Origin of the sequence: Pseudoalteromonas sp. S8-8 (assembly GCF_000497875.1) — a bacterium.
Taxonomy (GTDB): domain Bacteria; phylum Pseudomonadota; class Gammaproteobacteria; order Enterobacterales; family Alteromonadaceae; genus Pseudoalteromonas; species Pseudoalteromonas arctica.
Window position 1 is genome coordinate 21481 of the sequence record NZ_AUTR01000035.1, and the last position, 16042, is coordinate 37522.

19 protein-coding genes are annotated in these 16042 nt (G+C 40.2%); 15 read left to right on the top strand and 4 right to left on the bottom strand.

The window, feature by feature from the left end; genetic code table 11:
• Positions 1 to 438 precede the first annotated feature (438 nt).
• The gene (locus tag L659_RS0110855; protein ID WP_081709158.1) at positions 439 to 2550 is read left to right on the top strand and encodes a peptidase domain-containing ABC transporter; all 2112 of its coding nucleotides are present in this window, start codon (positions 439 to 441) and stop codon (positions 2548 to 2550) included.
• A 46-nt stretch (positions 2551 to 2596) separates the two neighbouring features.
• Here the strand turns inward: L659_RS0110855 and L659_RS0110860 are convergent, their stop codons facing one another.
• A complete protein-coding gene (locus L659_RS0110860) occupies positions 2597 to 3907 on the bottom strand; it encodes a short-chain fatty acid transporter (RefSeq protein ID WP_024590560.1) in 1311 nt (436 codons plus the stop codon).
• A gap of 169 nt (positions 3908 to 4076) precedes the next feature.
• Between L659_RS0110860 and L659_RS0110865 the strand changes: the two genes are divergently transcribed.
• Both L659_RS0110865 and L659_RS0110870 read left to right on the top strand, forming a co-directional pair.
• Positions 4077 to 5144 carry a potassium channel family protein gene (locus tag L659_RS0110865; protein WP_024590561.1) on the top strand — a complete coding sequence of 356 codons (1068 nt, stop codon included), beginning with the start codon at positions 4077 to 4079 and terminating at the stop codon, positions 5142 to 5144.
• Entirely contained in the window at positions 5144 to 5341 is a 198-nt protein-coding gene (locus L659_RS0110870; RefSeq protein ID WP_007587044.1) for a PLDc N-terminal domain-containing protein, read from the top strand. The genes L659_RS0110865 and L659_RS0110870 overlap by 1 nt, the downstream gene beginning before the upstream one ends.
• A gap of 36 nt (positions 5342 to 5377) precedes the next feature.
• Here L659_RS0110870 and L659_RS0110875 read toward each other — a convergent pair whose 3' ends face one another.
• A complete protein-coding gene (locus tag L659_RS0110875; protein WP_024590562.1) occupies positions 5378 to 6412 on the bottom strand; it encodes a hypothetical protein in 1035 nt (344 codons plus the stop codon).
• A gap of 69 nt (positions 6413 to 6481) precedes the next feature.
• Complete coding sequence (locus L659_RS0110880; RefSeq protein WP_024590563.1) at positions 6482 to 6940, bottom strand: EVE domain-containing protein; 459 nt, start codon at positions 6938 to 6940, stop codon at positions 6482 to 6484.
• A gap of 77 nt (positions 6941 to 7017) precedes the next feature.
• Here L659_RS0110880 and tesB point away from each other — a divergent pair, with 77 nt between their 5' ends.
• Positions 7018 to 7875: an acyl-CoA thioesterase II gene (tesB, locus tag L659_RS0110885; protein WP_024590564.1), complete on the top strand. Its 858-nt coding sequence runs from the start codon at positions 7018 to 7020 to the stop codon at positions 7873 to 7875.
• 21 nt (positions 7876 to 7896) lie between these two features.
• On the opposite strand, the gene plsB is transcribed toward tesB, so the two are convergent.
• Entirely contained in the window at positions 7897 to 10335 is a 2439-nt protein-coding gene (plsB, locus tag L659_RS0110890; protein WP_024590565.1) for a glycerol-3-phosphate 1-O-acyltransferase PlsB, read from the bottom strand.
• 418 nt (positions 10336 to 10753) lie between these two features.
• On the opposite strand from plsB, the gene rpsJ reads away from it, so the two are divergent.
• From rpsJ to rpsQ, 11 genes are read left to right on the top strand one after another with little or no spacing between them, the layout of a single operon-like run.
• Positions 10754 to 11065, top strand: a complete 312-nt coding sequence (rpsJ, locus tag L659_RS0110895; RefSeq protein ID WP_002957900.1) for a 30S ribosomal protein S10 — start codon at positions 10754 to 10756, stop codon at positions 11063 to 11065.
• A 27-nt stretch (positions 11066 to 11092) separates the two neighbouring features.
• Positions 11093 to 11728: a 50S ribosomal protein L3 gene (gene rplC, locus L659_RS0110900; RefSeq protein ID WP_002957898.1), complete on the top strand. Its 636-nt coding sequence runs from the start codon at positions 11093 to 11095 to the stop codon at positions 11726 to 11728.
• A gap of 17 nt (positions 11729 to 11745) precedes the next feature.
• Complete coding sequence (rplD, locus tag L659_RS0110905) at positions 11746 to 12351, top strand: 50S ribosomal protein L4 (RefSeq protein WP_002957897.1); 606 nt, start codon at positions 11746 to 11748, stop codon at positions 12349 to 12351.
• Positions 12348 to 12650, top strand: a complete 303-nt coding sequence (rplW, locus tag L659_RS0110910) for a 50S ribosomal protein L23 (protein ID WP_002957896.1) — start codon at positions 12348 to 12350, stop codon at positions 12648 to 12650. The genes rplD and rplW overlap by 4 nt, the downstream gene beginning before the upstream one ends.
• 15 nt (positions 12651 to 12665) lie before the next feature.
• Positions 12666 to 13490: a 50S ribosomal protein L2 gene (gene rplB, locus L659_RS0110915; RefSeq protein WP_002957895.1), complete on the top strand. Its 825-nt coding sequence runs from the start codon at positions 12666 to 12668 to the stop codon at positions 13488 to 13490.
• Between the two features lie 15 nt (positions 13491 to 13505).
• A complete protein-coding gene (gene rpsS / locus L659_RS0110920) occupies positions 13506 to 13784 on the top strand; it encodes a 30S ribosomal protein S19 (RefSeq protein WP_004588689.1) in 279 nt (92 codons plus the stop codon).
• A 13-nt stretch (positions 13785 to 13797) separates the two neighbouring features.
• Complete coding sequence (rplV, locus tag L659_RS0110925) at positions 13798 to 14130, top strand: 50S ribosomal protein L22 (protein ID WP_002957892.1); 333 nt, start codon at positions 13798 to 13800, stop codon at positions 14128 to 14130.
• Between the two features lie 11 nt (positions 14131 to 14141).
• Complete coding sequence (gene rpsC, locus L659_RS0110930) at positions 14142 to 14843, top strand: 30S ribosomal protein S3 (protein WP_002957891.1); 702 nt, start codon at positions 14142 to 14144, stop codon at positions 14841 to 14843.
• A gap of 12 nt (positions 14844 to 14855) precedes the next feature.
• Positions 14856 to 15269: a 50S ribosomal protein L16 gene (gene rplP, locus L659_RS0110935; RefSeq protein WP_002957890.1), complete on the top strand. Its 414-nt coding sequence runs from the start codon at positions 14856 to 14858 to the stop codon at positions 15267 to 15269.
• Positions 15269 to 15460, top strand: coding sequence for a 50S ribosomal protein L29 (rpmC, locus tag L659_RS0110940; protein ID WP_002957889.1), 192 nt, complete (start codon positions 15269 to 15271; stop codon positions 15458 to 15460). The genes rplP and rpmC overlap by 1 nt, the downstream gene beginning before the upstream one ends.
• Positions 15460 to 15717, top strand: a complete 258-nt coding sequence (gene rpsQ / locus L659_RS0110945; protein ID WP_002957888.1) for a 30S ribosomal protein S17 — start codon at positions 15460 to 15462, stop codon at positions 15715 to 15717. The genes rpmC and rpsQ overlap by 1 nt, the downstream gene beginning before the upstream one ends.
• Positions 15718 to 16042 lie beyond the last annotated feature (325 nt).

Here is a 16042-nt window from a genome sequence, read left to right on the forward strand (position 1 = left end):
TCTTTAATATTTATGAAAAAATAATAAGTCCTGATTTATATTATCCATTATATATAATATTTTTAATGATCCCATCTTATTATTTATATGAATATTTAAAAAATATTAGAAAATAAAACTACTTTAGTTTCGTTGGCAGTTACTAAGAGGAGTTTTATCGTAAAGGTTGAGGCTATTAATGATACTTTTTCAGCTAGACAGAGGGATTAGAAAGTATTTCTAATCTGAATACACGTGTCGCCAAAATAGATATTTTAGTTGTAATTATTGAGATAGCGTCAGTTTTTATTTGTGCATACATATCTAGAAGAAAGTAAAACTATATAGAAAACTTCTTAGTTGTACTTCCATTCTGCCATCTTATTTATAGTGGTAATAATATTAACAACGGAAAATTTACCCTTTATCATGCAAGCTACAATAGAATTTAAAATAAACATGTCAGTTCCTCTAATTCTCCAATCCGAAATAGCTGAATGCGGCCTAGCCTCAGTGGCAATGGTGGCAAGCTATCACGGTCATAGGCTGGATATGCCAGCCATGCGTAAGCGCTTTTCGGCTAATTTAAAGGGGATGAACTTACAACAGCTGATTGAGCTGGGTGATAACTTGGGGCTCGCCAGTCGTGCATTGCAATGCCCTATTGATGAAGTCCATAAACTACAAACTCCGTGTATTTTACATTGGGATATGAATCACTTTGTGGTATTGACCAAAGTCTCTGGCAAAGGTGCAAAGGCTAAATTTGCTATTAACGACCCTGCTGTTGGTAAGCGTAGTTTAAATAGTAATGAGTTTAGTAAACACTTTACCGGTATTTGTTTAGAGCTGACTCCAACCAGTCAGTTTGAAGCCAAACAAGAACAAGCACAGATGAAGTTTACCCAACTTTGGAGCTCAATGAAGGGCTTAAAAGCAGGGCTAATAAAACTGATTGCGTTGTCACTGGTATTGCAATTATTTGCTTTGATGACCCCTTATTATATGCAGTGGGTGGTGGATGAAGTACTCATTAGTTTTGATGAATCGTTATTAACGGTACTTGCCATGGGTTTTGCTCTGATTGCGATAATTTCAGTGGTGACTAATGCGGTACGAAGTTGGCTAATTTTACGGCTTTCGAGTTTGCTCAATATGCAAATGGGCGTGAATTTGCTCAGGCACTTATTGCGCTTGCCAATGAACTATTTTGAGTCCCGCCATATTGGCGATATTGTCTCGCGCTTTGGCTCATTAGCGCAAATACGGGAGCGCATAACTACAGGGTTTGTAGAAACACTGGTCGATGGCGTAATGGGCATTACCGTATTGATTATGATGCTAATTTATTCGCTAAAACTCACTGCGGTAGTTGTTGGTGCAATTGTGCTGTATACCTTGGTACGTTTAGCGCTGTATCGTCCACTACATCAAGCCACCGAAGAAATGATTCAATCATCTGCCACAGAGCAATCGAACTTTTTAGAAAATATTCGGGGTATGCAAACTATAAAATTGTTTGGTAATGAATCGCAGCGCCAAGGTATTTGGCAAAACCGTTATGCAGAGGTAATAAACAGTGAAATTCGTTTAGGGCGTTTAAACATTAGCTTTGATTCATTTAATAAGCTGTTATTTGGCCTTGAAAGTGTATTGGTGATTTACTTTGCTGCATTGCTAGTTATGAGCAATAGCTTGTCTGTTGGTATGGTACTGGCGTTTATTGCTTATAAAAACCAGTTAACCAGCCGCTTTGCCAACTTAATTGAGCAAATTATTCAATTCAAAATGATGCGGTTACACTTAGACCGTATTGCAGATATAGCACTCACGAAACAAGAAGCTAATCGTGACGGTGAAATGGCCTATACAGGTGATGACGAAGGTAAAGTGAGAGGTCAGCTTACGCTCGAAAATATTTGCTTTAGTTACAGTGAAGAGCAAGCGCCTATTTTAAACACCGTTAACTTAACCCTGAATACCGGTGACTCGATTGCGATTACGGGTCCATCTGGTGCGGGTAAAACTACGTTGATGAAAATAATGCTAGGGTTATTACAGCCAACCTCAGGGACTGTGTTGCTTGATGGCAAAGATATTACTCAGCTTGGCCTTAAAAACTACCGCAAACAAATAGCTGCAGTAATGCAGGATGACACATTGTTAGCTGGCTCAATCGCCGATAACATCAGCTTTTTTGACCCACAGCCCAATTACTTAAAAATAGAGCAATGTGCCCGACATGCGGCTATTCATGATGATATTACCAAAATGACTATGGGTTATAACTCATTAGTAGGTGATATGGGATCAAACTTATCTGGCGGTCAAGTACAGCGTTTACTCCTTGCTCGCGCATTGTATCAATCGCCCTGCGTGTTGTTTATGGATGAAGCAACCAGCCATTTAGATAAGGATAACGAGGCGAAAATAAGTGAGCAAATTCAGCACTTACCCATCACACGGATTATGATTGCTCATCGCCAAGAAACCATTAACATGGCCAGCAAAGTCTATCAACTGAAAGAGGGTAGGTTGGTGGAGCTACAACAGCAGAGCGAGAGTGCATAAAATGACCAGTACTTGTGTTTTACACGCCTTTTTATTATGTTTACATTTAATAAAAGCTCAATACCAGCGATATAAAAACCCCAGTCACAAACAACTGCACAACACAAAACCCCATAATATCTTTTGCTTTTAGGCCTGCTATAGCCAATACGGGCAACGCCCAAAAAGGTTGAATTAAATTAGTCCAGGCATCACCCCATGCAACAGCCATTGCAACGCGCGATATATCAGCACCTAGCTCTTGTGCTGCAGGTATTACAATAGGTGCTTGTACAGCCCATTGGCCACCGCCAGAGGGAACAAACATATTAACGAGCCCTGCACTTATAAAACTAAAGAATGGCAAGCTATCAGCATCTGCAACGGCAATAAAGCCACGTGATATCTGTTGTGCTAATCCGCTATCAACCATTACCGCCATGATGCCGGCATAAAAAGGAAATTGAATAACAATGCCAGCCCCGCTTGGAATTGCTTGTTGCAGACTGTTAAGTAAATTATGGGGTGTTTGATGCAGCGTAATAGCTAAAAACAAAAATACGGCAATAACGCTATTAAGGTTTAAGTTTCCGCCAGCAATAAAAAAGTAATAACCTAAATATGCCAAACCTAATAAGCCAATTGTCATACCGAGTAGTTTACTTTGTTCCAAATGTTGGGCGGGTCTCGTTATTGTAGTAGGCTTAGGTGTTGTCTCTTGTAAAAGAGCTGGGTCGATATATACGCTTTCTTGCTCGCTTGGCAGCATATAGCGATTAACGAGCGGCATAATAATGAATAAACCAACTAATATGGCTATATTAAAGCCCGCAAATAAAGTGTGCTCTGTACTAATAATACCAATGCTGGCCTCTGAAAAGTGACCATCGGTTGCGATAGTTAAAGGAATCGAACCGGCTAATCCGCCATGCCATACAACAAAACCTGAGTAAGCGCTGGCTACTAATAATCGATAATCAACACGAGTATGTTTAGCAATTGCCTTGGCAAAAAGGGCACCAATAACTAAGCCAAATCCCCAATTTATCCAGCTCGCTAAAAGCGAAATAAGCGTTACTAATATAATTGCTTTAGGTGCGGTGCTTGCAAATGTTGCTAGTTTTTCTAATAACTTACTTATAGGTGGCGTACTTGCCAACATGTAGCCTGTAATTAACACTAGTAGCATTTGCATAGCAAAACTTAATAAGTTCCAAAACCCACCTCCCCACGCTTGTAATACTTCAATGTTGGTTGCGGTTGTAAATAAGCCCGCACTGACAAGAGTAATTATTGTAAGTAAAATTACAAATATAAAAGGGTCGGGAAGATAGCGCTCTACAATTTTAGTAAAAGGGCGGGCTATTTTATTAAGCATAAGCACAACTGTTTTGGTTATTATTTTAACGCTAATTAATCATGAAAAATCATCATTGGCAAACAGCATTTAGTCTTATATTTGCGGTTAAAAGCTTAAACATTGCTTAAAAGCATCGCTTACAGTAACGTACTGTTTATAGATAATTTACTAACGAAGATTTTGTATTATGCCGGTGATATTTAAAAGGCTAGCGTTACTTGTTCGCGCTCATATAGATCAGTTGAGTTGGCAAGCAGTGGCATTAGCTATTTTGACTCATATGCTATTAACATGGAGCTTACTATTTATAGCGAATGAGAAAGCGTTAACCTCGCTTACTACCTTTTTTTACTATTACACAGTAACAACATCAACAGTGGGATATGGTGACTTTAGTCCAACTACTGATCTTGGTCGTTGGGTGGTTGCATTAATACAAATTCCATTTGGTTTAGCTTTATTTGGTGTTTTGCTAGGAAAAGCAGGACAAACTGTTACTTACTTAATTAGGCGCGCTATGACTGGTGATAAAAACTTTGCCCACAGTAACCACCATATTATTATTTTTGGTTGGCACGACACTCGTACAAAAAAGATGATTGATTACATTTTGGCAGATACGAAACGTACTGACCGTCGTATTTTACTCGCGGTAACAGAGCAAATGGATCATCCTTTTTTAGCTAACGAAAGCGTTGATTTTGCACGTTTAACGAGTTTTACAAATTTAGCTGAACTAGAGCGGGTAGCTATTCGTAGTGCTGATAAAGTGATTATTGATGGTCAAGATGACGACCAGACATTTACGACAGCCCTGCGCATAAGTCGCTTAGTAAAAGATGATTGTCATATAAGTGCTCACTTTTTAGATGAAACTAAAGTTGAGATGATGTTAGAGCATTGCCAAAATGTAGAATGTAGTAGTGCAAAATCAGCTGAGATATTAGTACGCTCAATGCAAGATCCAGGTTCGAGCCGTGTGCAAGAGGAGCTGCTATCTACTTTGCACGGCGATACACAATTTAGCTTGAAAGTACCAAGTGGCTGCAAAGATATGGAGTTTGGTACTTTGTTTCATCACTTTAAGCTTGAGCATGATGCAATACTGTTAGGTGTTGCTCATAATTTAAGTGCGCAAAATATGGATTTAAACCCACCATTAGATTACAAAGTAAGTGAAGGCGATATTTTGCACTATATATCGGTAGAACGAGTATTAAATAGTGAAGTAGACTGGTCGAGCCTAGAAAAATAATGAATGAAGTTGTATTTTTAATTGTTGTTTTAAGTGCTTACATATTACCTGTCGTTATTGTACTTAACAGTAAGCGTACACAGGGTCATGAAAAGAATGGCTGGCTAATGGGAATCATTATATTTTCTTGGTTAGGTTTAATGATGTACTTTACCATTGTGCCCAAGCATAGGCACAAAAAGAAAAAGGCTAAATAGAGTAGTTAGCCTTTATAGCAGTTTTCGTTGGAATAATTACTCTTCCAACTGTTTGAGTTTATGCTCAATTAGAGGGTCGTCAGGTAGAAGTTGCTGGGCGACTTCTAATAGCTGAATAGCATCATTAGGGTGCTCATCTTGGTGCTTAAGTGCCACATCTATTAATGGCTGAATATCAATTTTTGCTTGATGCTCTTGTACATACACTTCTTTTTCATCAGCTAAAATTTTATGCGCTGTACTCAATAATGCTAAACGATGAGGGGAGTCTGCATTAGCCGTATTGAGACTTTGATAATAATCTTCTTTTAAGCGTAAGGTTTTGGTTTGCAGGCGAAACTGTGCAATATCGATTTGCTGATGTTGAATGAAATCAACGGCTACTTGCTTATAAAACCCAAACTTATTCAAATATGTAGCGTGTGTGCCATGTCCCATACCAAATACTCGTAAGTGAGTTAACTGCTTATAGCGCTTGGCGTGCATTCGGTCTATACGATTAGTAGGATCATAAATGATATAGCCTTGGGCATCTCCTAAATCTAGATCGTGATAATCTTGTTGCCAGTCAAACTGCTGAGCTATATCGGTACTAGAGCGGTCATCCCACGGTACTAATTCTTTATTTTTAGTGCTTACCGGGTGAAAGAACAGTACTTGGTTTAGCTTTAATAGTTTAGCAAAAGCGCCAACAGCAAATCCGCCACGACTTAAACCATAGCCAAGTCGACAGTCAAATGGAGTGATTAATGTTGATAATTGCTCGAGAAAAAAGATTAAATTACGATTACGAAACCAATTACTTTTACCTAAATGCTGAAAAGCGATTACGTTTACGTTTTGTTTTTGAGCTAAGTGATAACCCCATGGTGCAAAATCAGGATTGAGATCTTGTTCTTGCACATTAGTACCAGCAGGAGAAAAAGTAAAAAGCAGGGGCTTATTAACGTCAACAAATTCATACTTAACAAATACATCGCCGAGTAAATCACTACCCGTCATGGGTAATCGAGTTTGTTGCTCATTGCGCGGGAGAGCCAACCATTCATCTAACCAATACAGTAATTTCATTAATCCTCCAGCTATAAGTCAGCATAGATCATATCAAACTCAATGAAATTAGGTCAAACCGAGAGGGTGTTACTGCGCCATTTTGATTATTTCATCCCAGTCATTTTTAGTAACAGGCATTATTGATAGTCGTCCGCCTTTTTTAAGTGCGATTTCAGTAATATTATTATTGGCTTTAATATCTTTAAGGCTAATTAATTTTTTTAAATGGCTTTGGTAAGTAACCTCAACAACAACCCAGCGTGGTTTGTCGCTGGTGGCTTTTGCATCGTAATAGTCGCTACTTAAATCAAACTGAGTAGGATCTGGGTAGGCATCGTGTGCCACTTCGGCAATACCCGCTACACCTACGTGTTTACAGCTTGAATGGTAAATCATCACTGAATCACCGACCTTAACGCCATCACGCATAAAATTGCGTGCTTGATAATTACGCACGCCTTCCCAAAGAGTCGTTTGTTTTGGTGCGTTTTTTAAATCATCTAATGAAAACGCATCGGGTTCAGTTTTAAATAGCCAGTAAGCCATAACAGTATTCCTAACAAATATTTACTTCCCACTATTGTATAGTATCATTTGGATACTAGGGTAATGAGGAAGAAGTAATGAGCCAAGTATTAGATGATTTATTGTCGTTGTTAACACTTGAAGAAATTGAGCAAGGTTTATATCGAGGACAAAGCCAAGATTTAGGCTTTGGTGCTGTGTTTGGCGGTCAAGTTATGGGGCAGGCGCTTTCTGCCGCTAAAGAAACTCTACCTGAGGGGCGTATAGTTCATTCATTGCATTCTTACTTTTTACGCCCAGGCGATCCAGCTAAACCGATTGTTTATGATGTAGAAACTATTCGCGATGGAAAGAGCTTTAGTACTCGCCGAGTAAAAGCGATTCAGTACGGTAAGCCAATCTTTTATATGACAGCGTCATTCCAAGGTGAAGAAAATGGTTTGTCGCATCAAGCAACAATGCCTGATGTACCCGCACCTGAAGAGTTACGTTCATCACTTGAGTTTTATCAAGATAACGCTTCGCATATCCCTGAAGTCATTCGTAATAAGTTTACGCGTGAAATGCCAATTGAAATGCGACCAGTTACTTTTCATAACCCATTTAAACCAGAAGTTATGGAGCCAGTAAAGCATATTTGGTTTAAAGCTAATGGTGAAATGCCAGACGATCAGCGCATCCACAATTACTTATTAGCATACGCCTCTGATTTTGAGTTTTTACCAACAGCATTGCAGCCTCATGGTGTATCGTTTATGCAGTCAAATATGCAAGTAGCTACTATAGATCATGCAATGTGGTTTCATCGCCCATTTAGAATGGATGATTGGATTTTGTATTCAATTGATAGTCCAAGTGCGAGTAATGGGTGTGGTTTGGTACGCGGGCAGTTTTTTGATCGCCAAGGCAACTTGGTTGCCTCAACAATGCAAGAAGGGGTTATGCGTCAGCGCTAACCCCCTTTTATGGATAGAGTACTAGTTACACTGATCTTGTACTATATCGCTGATTGACTGCCAGACGCGTGCTGGCAGTAATGTTTTAAGGTGTGCGTAGGTTTCGCAAAGTTGTGTACTGCCTACTAAGCCTTTATCACCATCTGTTATTAACGACTCGCCACGTAAGTTTTCGATAAAACTAACAAGTACTTTTTTATCAAAAAATTCAGGTGTTTTAATACCATGCAGTGTGCCTAAACGTTGTGCAAGCACTTGGCTCTCTCGTTCTAATTCTGCTTTTTCAATGCCATCACTTGTTTGAATAAAACCAATCACAATAGCGTAACGTTGTAGAGTAAAACTAAGTGCTCGTCCAAGCATTTCTAGCTTAGCTAAGCAGTCATTACTGTTCGTTATATGAATGTTATCGCCATCAAACTCAATTAAATTTTGATCAGCAAAATTAGCTAAAATACGCGTTATATAGTTTTCATCAAGAGGCTGTAAATACCATTCTTTAGCAAATAACGGATAAAACGTTTTTACAAGTTGCTGGCATTGCTCAATAGTTGTGCTGTGTTGTTTGAATAGATGTAGTGCAATTAAGCTTGGTACTGCAAACAAGTGCAAAATGTTGTTTCGGTAGTAATTAAACAGTACTTTTTCTTTATCGCTAATAGTAATAATTTCGCCAAATTCATCACTGATAACTTCAAACTTATTCAGCTTTAATGCATGCGTTAGTAATTGCTCTGGTGTTTCGTCTGGCGCGGTTACTTTATCGCTATAGCTTGCATCGCGCTGTAAGCGCAGATAAAAATCAAGTTGTGCTAATAGCTTTGGTTTACTCAATGCTTGTTTATCGTTAACCAGCAATATCATCGCTAGTAAGTTAACCGCATTAAGCGCGGCCGCATTATTAATTTTAACCATTACTTGGTCGGCAAGTTTAGTTACTTGTGGCGCTAACCATTGTGGCTTTTGCACATCGGTAGGGTGTATTGAATCACGCCAATCAGGTTGGTTATCGTTTAAGTATTGGTTAATCGAGATTGGGTCGCCAAAGTTTAAATTACCACGACCGTAGTTTTTAAGGTTTTTGATTGCCTTAAAAATACCAAATATGGATTCGCCTTTTTTATCTTTTCCATCTAGCTCTTTAAGGTAGGTGTTAATTTCCATGACGTGCTCGTAGCCAATGTACACAGGAACGATAGATATTGGTCTGTCTATTCCGCGTAGCATTGCTTGTAATGTCATAGATAGCATACCTGTTTTAGGTGGAAGTAAGCGCCCAGTTCGGCTTCGACCGCCTTCCGTGTAAAACTTAACAGAGTAACCTTTAATAAACAGTTGGCTTAAATACTCTTTGAATATGGCAGAATAAAGTTTATTGCCTGCAAACGAGCGACGAATAAAAAATGCCCCGGAGCGTCTAAATATGCCACCGGCAGGGAAAAAATTAAGATTTATACCTGCCGCTATATGTGGTGGAACTAAGCCTAAATGATAAATAGAGTAAGTAAGCAGTAAGTAATCCATATGACTGCGATGACAAGGCATATAGATTATTTCATGGCCTTTATCTGTTAGTTCATGAATTTGTTCTGCGTGTTTAATATCAATACCGTTATAGAGCTTATTCCACAACCAAGTTAAAAATCGCTCGGCCACACGTATCATTGCTTCAGAGTAATTAGCAGCTATCTCATCAAGTAGCTTAAGTGCATTTTGGCGGGCTTCTGTTTGGCTAATGTTTTTAGCTTTAGCTTCATCTTGAATTGCTTTTTTTATTGTAGGTGACGCTAATAATGAATTAAATAATTGTTCACGAGAGGGCATTTTAGGGCCTGTAGCAGCTAGCTTTTGGCGCTTAAAGTGAACACGTGCTACACGTAATAATTTATGTGGTAACTCGCTTACATCGGCTTTTTCATTAACTAAAAGCGATAAGTCGAGTGGTTGGCTAAAGCGAATAAAGTTGTCGCGTCCTGAAAACAACACCACAAAAAACTTTCTAAACCAGCTAGGAGTTAGAGAGTGCGTAATTAAAGTTCGTAGCCCCGGCTTTTCTTTACCCGGGTCGCGACCCCATAAAATAGTAACCGGAACCACTTGTACGTTTTGCTGCCCACTTTGTATTAGGTATTCAATAATTTGTTTACCTTGAGCTAAAGCATTGGTTGGCTTAGCTTCATCACCAAACAGTGGTGGTGGATTTTTAATACCAATAAAACGGTCTAAATCTTGGTTACCTAATACTTGCTCTTCAGTTGGGCTAGGTAGACCATTTTTTTTACACGCATGTGCGAGAGCCGCTAAATCAAATCGTGAATTTAAACGCACTATATAAAATGTAGGATACTCAGGGTTTAGATCATACTGTTTAATAGGATTTTCTGGCAGCACTTTGCTTTTTACAAATAAGCGGCTAAATCCAGCAGACATAACATTTAAACAATAATTAAAAATACGCATCGACTCACCATATTGAGAGTATTAAGGGCAAAATTAGCGCAGTAGGATACCATAATATCTAAAAATCACTTAGTTTGCGTAATTAAGGTGTTAACTTGTTTATTGACTAGCAAGTAGAGCTATTAGTTCAAGTATAGCTAATAAGCATGTATGGGCGCTTATTTAATCAAATTTACAGCCATTGTATTGTTTCTAAATAGTTGTTGCATTTATCACCAATACCTCTATAATACGCAGGCTTTCAAAATTCCTCTGGGAATTAGAAAGGATAAATTAAGCTTGGATTTCAAGCTAATAAACAGGAGTTCCGATTTGGAACTCAACGTAGATATAATCAAACAGCCGACATCTTAAGTTTTAAGATTGTTTCGGTCGTTTTTTTATGCTCTTTTATATGCTCTTTATATTGAGGTTAAGAATGTCAAATCAACGCATTCGTATTCGCCTAAAAGCTTTTGACCACCGTTTGATTGACCAATCAACGGCAGAAATCGTGGAAACTGCGAAACGCACTGGCGCACAAGTACGTGGTCCAATCCCACTACCTACACGCTTTGAACGTTTTACTGTACTAACTTCACCGCACGTTAATAAAGATGCGCGTGATCAGTACGAGATCCGCACCCATAAACGTCTGATAGACATCGTAGAACCAACTGACAAGACTGTAGACGCGCTTATGCGTTTAGATCTTGCTGCTGGTGTTGATGTTCAAATCAGCCTGGGTTAATCGAAAGATTAGAGAGGTTTTAGGAAAATGGCATTAGGTCTAGTCGGTCGTAAAGTGGGTATGACACGAATCTTCACTGAAGATGGTGTATCTATCCCTGTGACAGTTATTGAAGCGACACCTAACCGCATTGCTCAGATCAAATCTGACGCAACAGACGGTTATAACGCGCTTCAAGTAACCGCAGGCACTAAAAAAGCAAGTCGTGTAAACAAAGCTAAAGCGGGTCATTTCGCTAAAGCTGGTGTTGAAGCGGGTCGCGGTCTGTGGGAATTCCGCCTTAACGGTGGTGAAGGCGATTTTGAAGTAGGCGCTGAGCTTACTGTTGAATTATTCAACGAAATCAACAAGGTTGACGTAACCGGTACTTCTAAAGGTAAAGGTTTCCAAGGTGGTGTTAAGCGCTGGAATTTCAGCATGCAAGACGCTACACATGGTAACTCTCTATCTCACCGTGCTCCTGGTTCAATCGGTCAAAACCAATCACCTGGTAAGGTGTTTAAAGGTAAGAAAATGGCCGGTCATATGGGTGCTGAGCGTGTAACGACTCAAAACTTAGAACTAGTTCGCGTTGACGCTGAGCGTAATTTGCTTTTAGTTAAGGGTGCAGTACCTGGAGCTATTGGCGGTGACGTTATCGTTAAACCAGCTGTTAAAGCATAAGTCCTGGAGATTTAGTGATGGAATTAGCAATTAAAGACGCTTCTGGCGGTCTTGAAGTTTCTGAAGCTACTTTTGGACGTGAGTTTAACGAAGCATTAGTACATCAAGTAGTTGTTGCATACGCAGCAGGTGCTCGTCAAGGTACTCGTGCTCAGAAGACACGTTCTGAAGTAAGCGGTGGTGGTAAAAAACCATGGGCTCAAAAAGGTACTGGCCGTGCACGTGCCGGTACAATCCGTAGCCCAATTTGGCGTTCAGGTGGCGTTAGCTTTGCAGCTAAACCACAAGACCACAGCCAAAAAGTAAACCGTAAAATGTACCGTGGTGCGATTAAAAGCATCTTATCTGAATTAGTTCGTCAAGAGCGTTTAATCGTTGTTGAAAGTTTTGCTCTAGCAGCACCAAAAACTAAAGAACTAGTTGCTAAGCTTAAAGAACTTGAGCTTAAAGATGTTCTTATCGTGACTGAAGAAGTAGATGAAAATCTTTTCTTATCGGCACGTAACCTTTATAAGGTTGACACACGTGATGTAGCTGGTATCGATCCTGTAAGCTTAATTGCTTTCGATAAGGTACTTATTACAGCCGCTGCTGTTAAGCAACTTGAGGAGGCGCTAGCATGATTCGCGAAGAACGTCTTTTAAAAGTGATCCTTGCTCCACATATCTCTGAAAAAAGCACAATTGCTGCTGAAGAAAACAATACTATTGTTTTTAAAGTAGTAAATGACGCAACTAAAGCTGAAATTAAAGTAGCAGTTGAGAAGCTTTTTGAAGTAGAAGTAACTGGTGTTCGCACACTTAACGTTAAGGGTAAAACAAAACGTACTGGCGCACGTTTCGGTCGTCGTAGCGACTGGAAGAAAGCTTACGTTACTCTTAAAGAAGGCAGCGAGCTAGACTTTGTCGGCGGCGCCGAGTAATAAGGGGATAGAATTATGGCACTTCAAAAGTGTAAGCCTACTTCTGCGGGCCGTCGTCACCTAGTTAAAGTGGTTAACTCTGATCTACATAAGGGTAAGCCATACGCACCACTTTTAGAGAAAAACTCTAAATCAGGTGGTCGTAATAACAATGGTCGTATTACGGTTCGTCATATCGGTGGTGGTCATAAACAACACTACCGTTTAATCGATTTTAAACGTACTAAAGATGGCATTCCAGCTACTGTTGAACGTTTAGAATACGATCCAAATCGTAGCGCAAACATCGCTCTTGTATTATATGCAGACGGTGAGCGTCGTTACATTATCGCACCTAAAGGCTTAAAAGCTGGCGATGCAATCCAGTCTGGTGTTGATGCACCAATCAAGCCTGGTAATGCATTACCAATGCGTAATATGCCTGTAGGTTCGACTGTTCACAACGTAGAATTAAAACCAGGTAAAGGTGCTCAAATCGCACGTTCTGCTGGTGCATACGTTCAAATCCTTGCTCGTGATGGTCAATATGTAACATTACGTCTTCGTTCAGGCGAAGTTCGTAAAGTTGAATCTGATTGTCGTGCGACTCTAGGTGAAGTAGGCAATGCTGAGCATATGCTTCGTTCACTTGGTAAAGCAGGTGCAAATCGCTGGCGTGGTATTCGTCCGACAGTTCGTGGTGTTGCCATGAACCCGGTAGATCACCCACACGGTGGTGGTGAAGGTCGTACATCTGGTGGTCGTCATCCTGTGTCTCCATGGGGTAAACCGACTAAAGGTGCGAAGACGCGTAAGAACAAGCGTACGGATAAATTTATAGTACGTCGTCGTACTAAGTAATATTGAGGAATAGCCATGCCACGCTCTCTCAAGAAGGGTCCTTTTATAGACCTACACTTGCTGAAGAAGGTAGAGAAAGCTTTGGAAAGCGGTGAGAAAAAGCCAATTAAAACTTGGAGCCGTCGTTCAATGATCATACCTAACATGATCGGATTGACCATTGCTGTCCATAATGGTCGCCAGCACGTACCAGTTTTCGTTTCTGACGAAATGATCGGTCACAAACTAGGTGAATTTGCACCAACTCGCACTTACCGTGGCCATGCTGCGGATAAGAAAGCGAAGAAACGATAAGAGGGGAAGATAAATGCAAGCATTAGCTAAACATAAATTCGCCTCTGGTTCGGCGCAAAAAGCACGTCTAGTTGCAGATCAGATCCGCGGGTTACCTGTAGATCGCGCACTAGAAATCCTGGCGTACAGCCCGAAGAAAGCGGCTGTATTAGTTAAGAAAGTACTTGAGTCTGCTATTGCTAACGCAGAGCATAACGAAGGTGCTGACATTGATGAGCTTCGTATAACAACGATCTTTGTGGACGATGGTCCTACAATGAAACGTATTATGCCTCGTGCTAAAGGACGCGCAGACCGCATCCTTAAGCGTACAAGCCATATCACTGTTATGGTTTCAGATAGCTAGGAGTATAAGTAATGGGACAAAAAGTTCATCCTACTGGTATTCGCCTAGGTATATCTAAACCTTGGGTTTCTACCTGGTACGCGAGTTCAAAAGATTTCTCTGCACAGCTTTTTGGCGATCACAAAGTTCGTACATTCCTTACTAAGGAATTGAAAACGGCTTCTGTGTCTAAAATCGTTATTGAGCGTCCAGCAAAATCAATCCGTGTAACAATTCATACGGCTCGTCCGGGTGTTGTTATCGGTAAAAAAGGCGAAGACGTAGAAAAATTACGTCAAGCGGTAACTAAAATCGCTGGTGTACCTGCTCAGATTAATATCTCTGAAGTACGTAAACCAGAACTAGATGCACAACTAGTAGCAGACGGCATTGCCTCTCAACTAGAACGTCGTGTTATGTTCCGTCGCGCTATGAAGCGTTCGGTACAAAATGCAATGCGCATCGGTTCTAAAGGGATTAAAGTTGAAGTTAGCGGTCGTCTTGGCGGCGCTGAAATCGCACGTTCAGAATGGTATCGTGAAGGTCGTGTACCTCTACATACTCTTCGTGCTGATATCGATTACGCAACTTCTGAAGCCTTAACCACTTATGGTATCATTGGTGTTAAAGTTTGGATCTTCAAAGGCGAAGTTATTGGTGGTTTACCACTAGTACAAGAGCAAGAGAAGCCAGCTAAACGCGCACCAAAGAAAGCCAAGAAAAGTGCTAAGTAGAGGTAGCGACTAATGTTACAGCCAAAACGTACAAAATTCCGTAAAATGCACAAAGGCCGCAACCGCGGTTTAGCGCAAAACGGTAACAAAGTAAGCTTCGGTACTTTCGGATTGAAAGCAACTGGCCGTGGCCGTATGACTGCTCGTCAAATCGAAGCAGCTCGTCGTGCTATGACGCGTCACGTGAAACGTCAAGGTAAAATCTGGATTCGTGTCTTCCCTGACAAACCGATTACAGAAAAACCTCTTGAAGTTCGTATGGGTAAAGGTAAAGGTTCTGTTGAATATTGGGTTGCTGAAATTCAGCCTGGTAAAGTACTTTACGAAATGGAAGGTGTTTCAGAAGAGCTTGCTCGTGAAGCATTCGACCTTGCTGCTCGTAAATTGCCATTCAAAACAACTTTCGTAACTCGGACGGTAATGTGATGAAAGCTAGCGAACTAAAAGACAAAAGCGTAGAAGAGCTTAATGCTGAACTTCTAGGACTACTTCGTGAGCAATTTAATATGCGCATGCAAGCTAGCACTGGTCAGTTAGCTCAGACACACACGCTAAGAACAGTACGCCGCGATATCGCGCGTGTAAAAACAGTTATTAACCAGAAGGCAGGTCAATAATGAGCGATAAAATTCGTACTCTTCAAGGCCGTGTAATCAGCGACAAGATGGAAAAATCTTTCACTATCGCTATCGCACGTTACGTGAAGCACCCAATCTATGGGAAATTCATTAAACGTACGACTAAGTTACACGTACATGACGAAAATAACACAGCAAAAGCGGGTGACGTAGTTACTATCCGTGAATGCGCACCAATTTCTAAGAATAAATCTTGGACTTTAGTAGACGTTATTTCTAGTCCAAAACAAGCTTAATTTTTTAATTAAGTTAGTTTTTTAAAAAAGCCTCGGCATTAGCTGGGGCTTTTTGTATTTAAAGCACCTGCAAACAGTAAACTAGGGTGAGCGGGTCATTTGGGTTAGTCTTTTATCTGAAAATACAAAGTTATCTTGGGGAGTGGTGAGAGTTTCATGTACCAGTTACTTTTTTGCTAGCAGAACCATCTACTGAATCAGAAGAAGTTAGATAATAAACTTACATATCTCAGTTAATTTAATGCCAACATGGGGCCATCTAATTCATGGTGTTACTTTTCTTTTACAGTCTTTTAGTCTGAGAACCCACTTACCTTATTTTATT

Coding starts and splice junctions, on each gene's coding strand:
- L659_RS0110855 (WP_081709158.1), top strand. CDS start 439: ATGTCAGTTCCTCTAATTCTCCAATCCGAAATAGCTGAATGCGGCCTA.
- L659_RS0110860 (WP_024590560.1), bottom strand. CDS start 3,907: ATGCTTAATAAAATAGCCCGCCCTTTTACTAAAATTGTAGAGCGCTAT.
- L659_RS0110865 (WP_024590561.1), top strand. CDS start 4,077: ATGCCGGTGATATTTAAAAGGCTAGCGTTACTTGTTCGCGCTCATATA.
- L659_RS0110870 (WP_007587044.1), top strand. CDS start 5,144: ATGAATGAAGTTGTATTTTTAATTGTTGTTTTAAGTGCTTACATATTA.
- L659_RS0110875 (WP_024590562.1), bottom strand. CDS start 6,412: ATGAAATTACTGTATTGGTTAGATGAATGGTTGGCTCTCCCGCGCAAT.
- L659_RS0110880 (WP_024590563.1), bottom strand. CDS start 6,940: ATGGCTTACTGGCTATTTAAAACTGAACCCGATGCGTTTTCATTAGAT.
- tesB (WP_024590564.1), top strand. CDS start 7,018: ATGAGCCAAGTATTAGATGATTTATTGTCGTTGTTAACACTTGAAGAA.
- plsB (WP_024590565.1), bottom strand. CDS start 10,335: ATGCGTATTTTTAATTATTGTTTAAATGTTATGTCTGCTGGATTTAGC.
- rpsJ (WP_002957900.1), top strand. CDS start 10,754: ATGTCAAATCAACGCATTCGTATTCGCCTAAAAGCTTTTGACCACCGT.
- rplC (WP_002957898.1), top strand. CDS start 11,093: ATGGCATTAGGTCTAGTCGGTCGTAAAGTGGGTATGACACGAATCTTC.
- rplD (WP_002957897.1), top strand. CDS start 11,746: ATGGAATTAGCAATTAAAGACGCTTCTGGCGGTCTTGAAGTTTCTGAA.
- rplW (WP_002957896.1), top strand. CDS start 12,348: ATGATTCGCGAAGAACGTCTTTTAAAAGTGATCCTTGCTCCACATATC.
- rplB (WP_002957895.1), top strand. CDS start 12,666: ATGGCACTTCAAAAGTGTAAGCCTACTTCTGCGGGCCGTCGTCACCTA.
- rpsS (WP_004588689.1), top strand. CDS start 13,506: ATGCCACGCTCTCTCAAGAAGGGTCCTTTTATAGACCTACACTTGCTG.
- rplV (WP_002957892.1), top strand. CDS start 13,798: ATGCAAGCATTAGCTAAACATAAATTCGCCTCTGGTTCGGCGCAAAAA.
- rpsC (WP_002957891.1), top strand. CDS start 14,142: ATGGGACAAAAAGTTCATCCTACTGGTATTCGCCTAGGTATATCTAAA.
- rplP (WP_002957890.1), top strand. CDS start 14,856: ATGTTACAGCCAAAACGTACAAAATTCCGTAAAATGCACAAAGGCCGC.
- rpmC (WP_002957889.1), top strand. CDS start 15,269: ATGAAAGCTAGCGAACTAAAAGACAAAAGCGTAGAAGAGCTTAATGCT.
- rpsQ (WP_002957888.1), top strand. CDS start 15,460: ATGAGCGATAAAATTCGTACTCTTCAAGGCCGTGTAATCAGCGACAAG.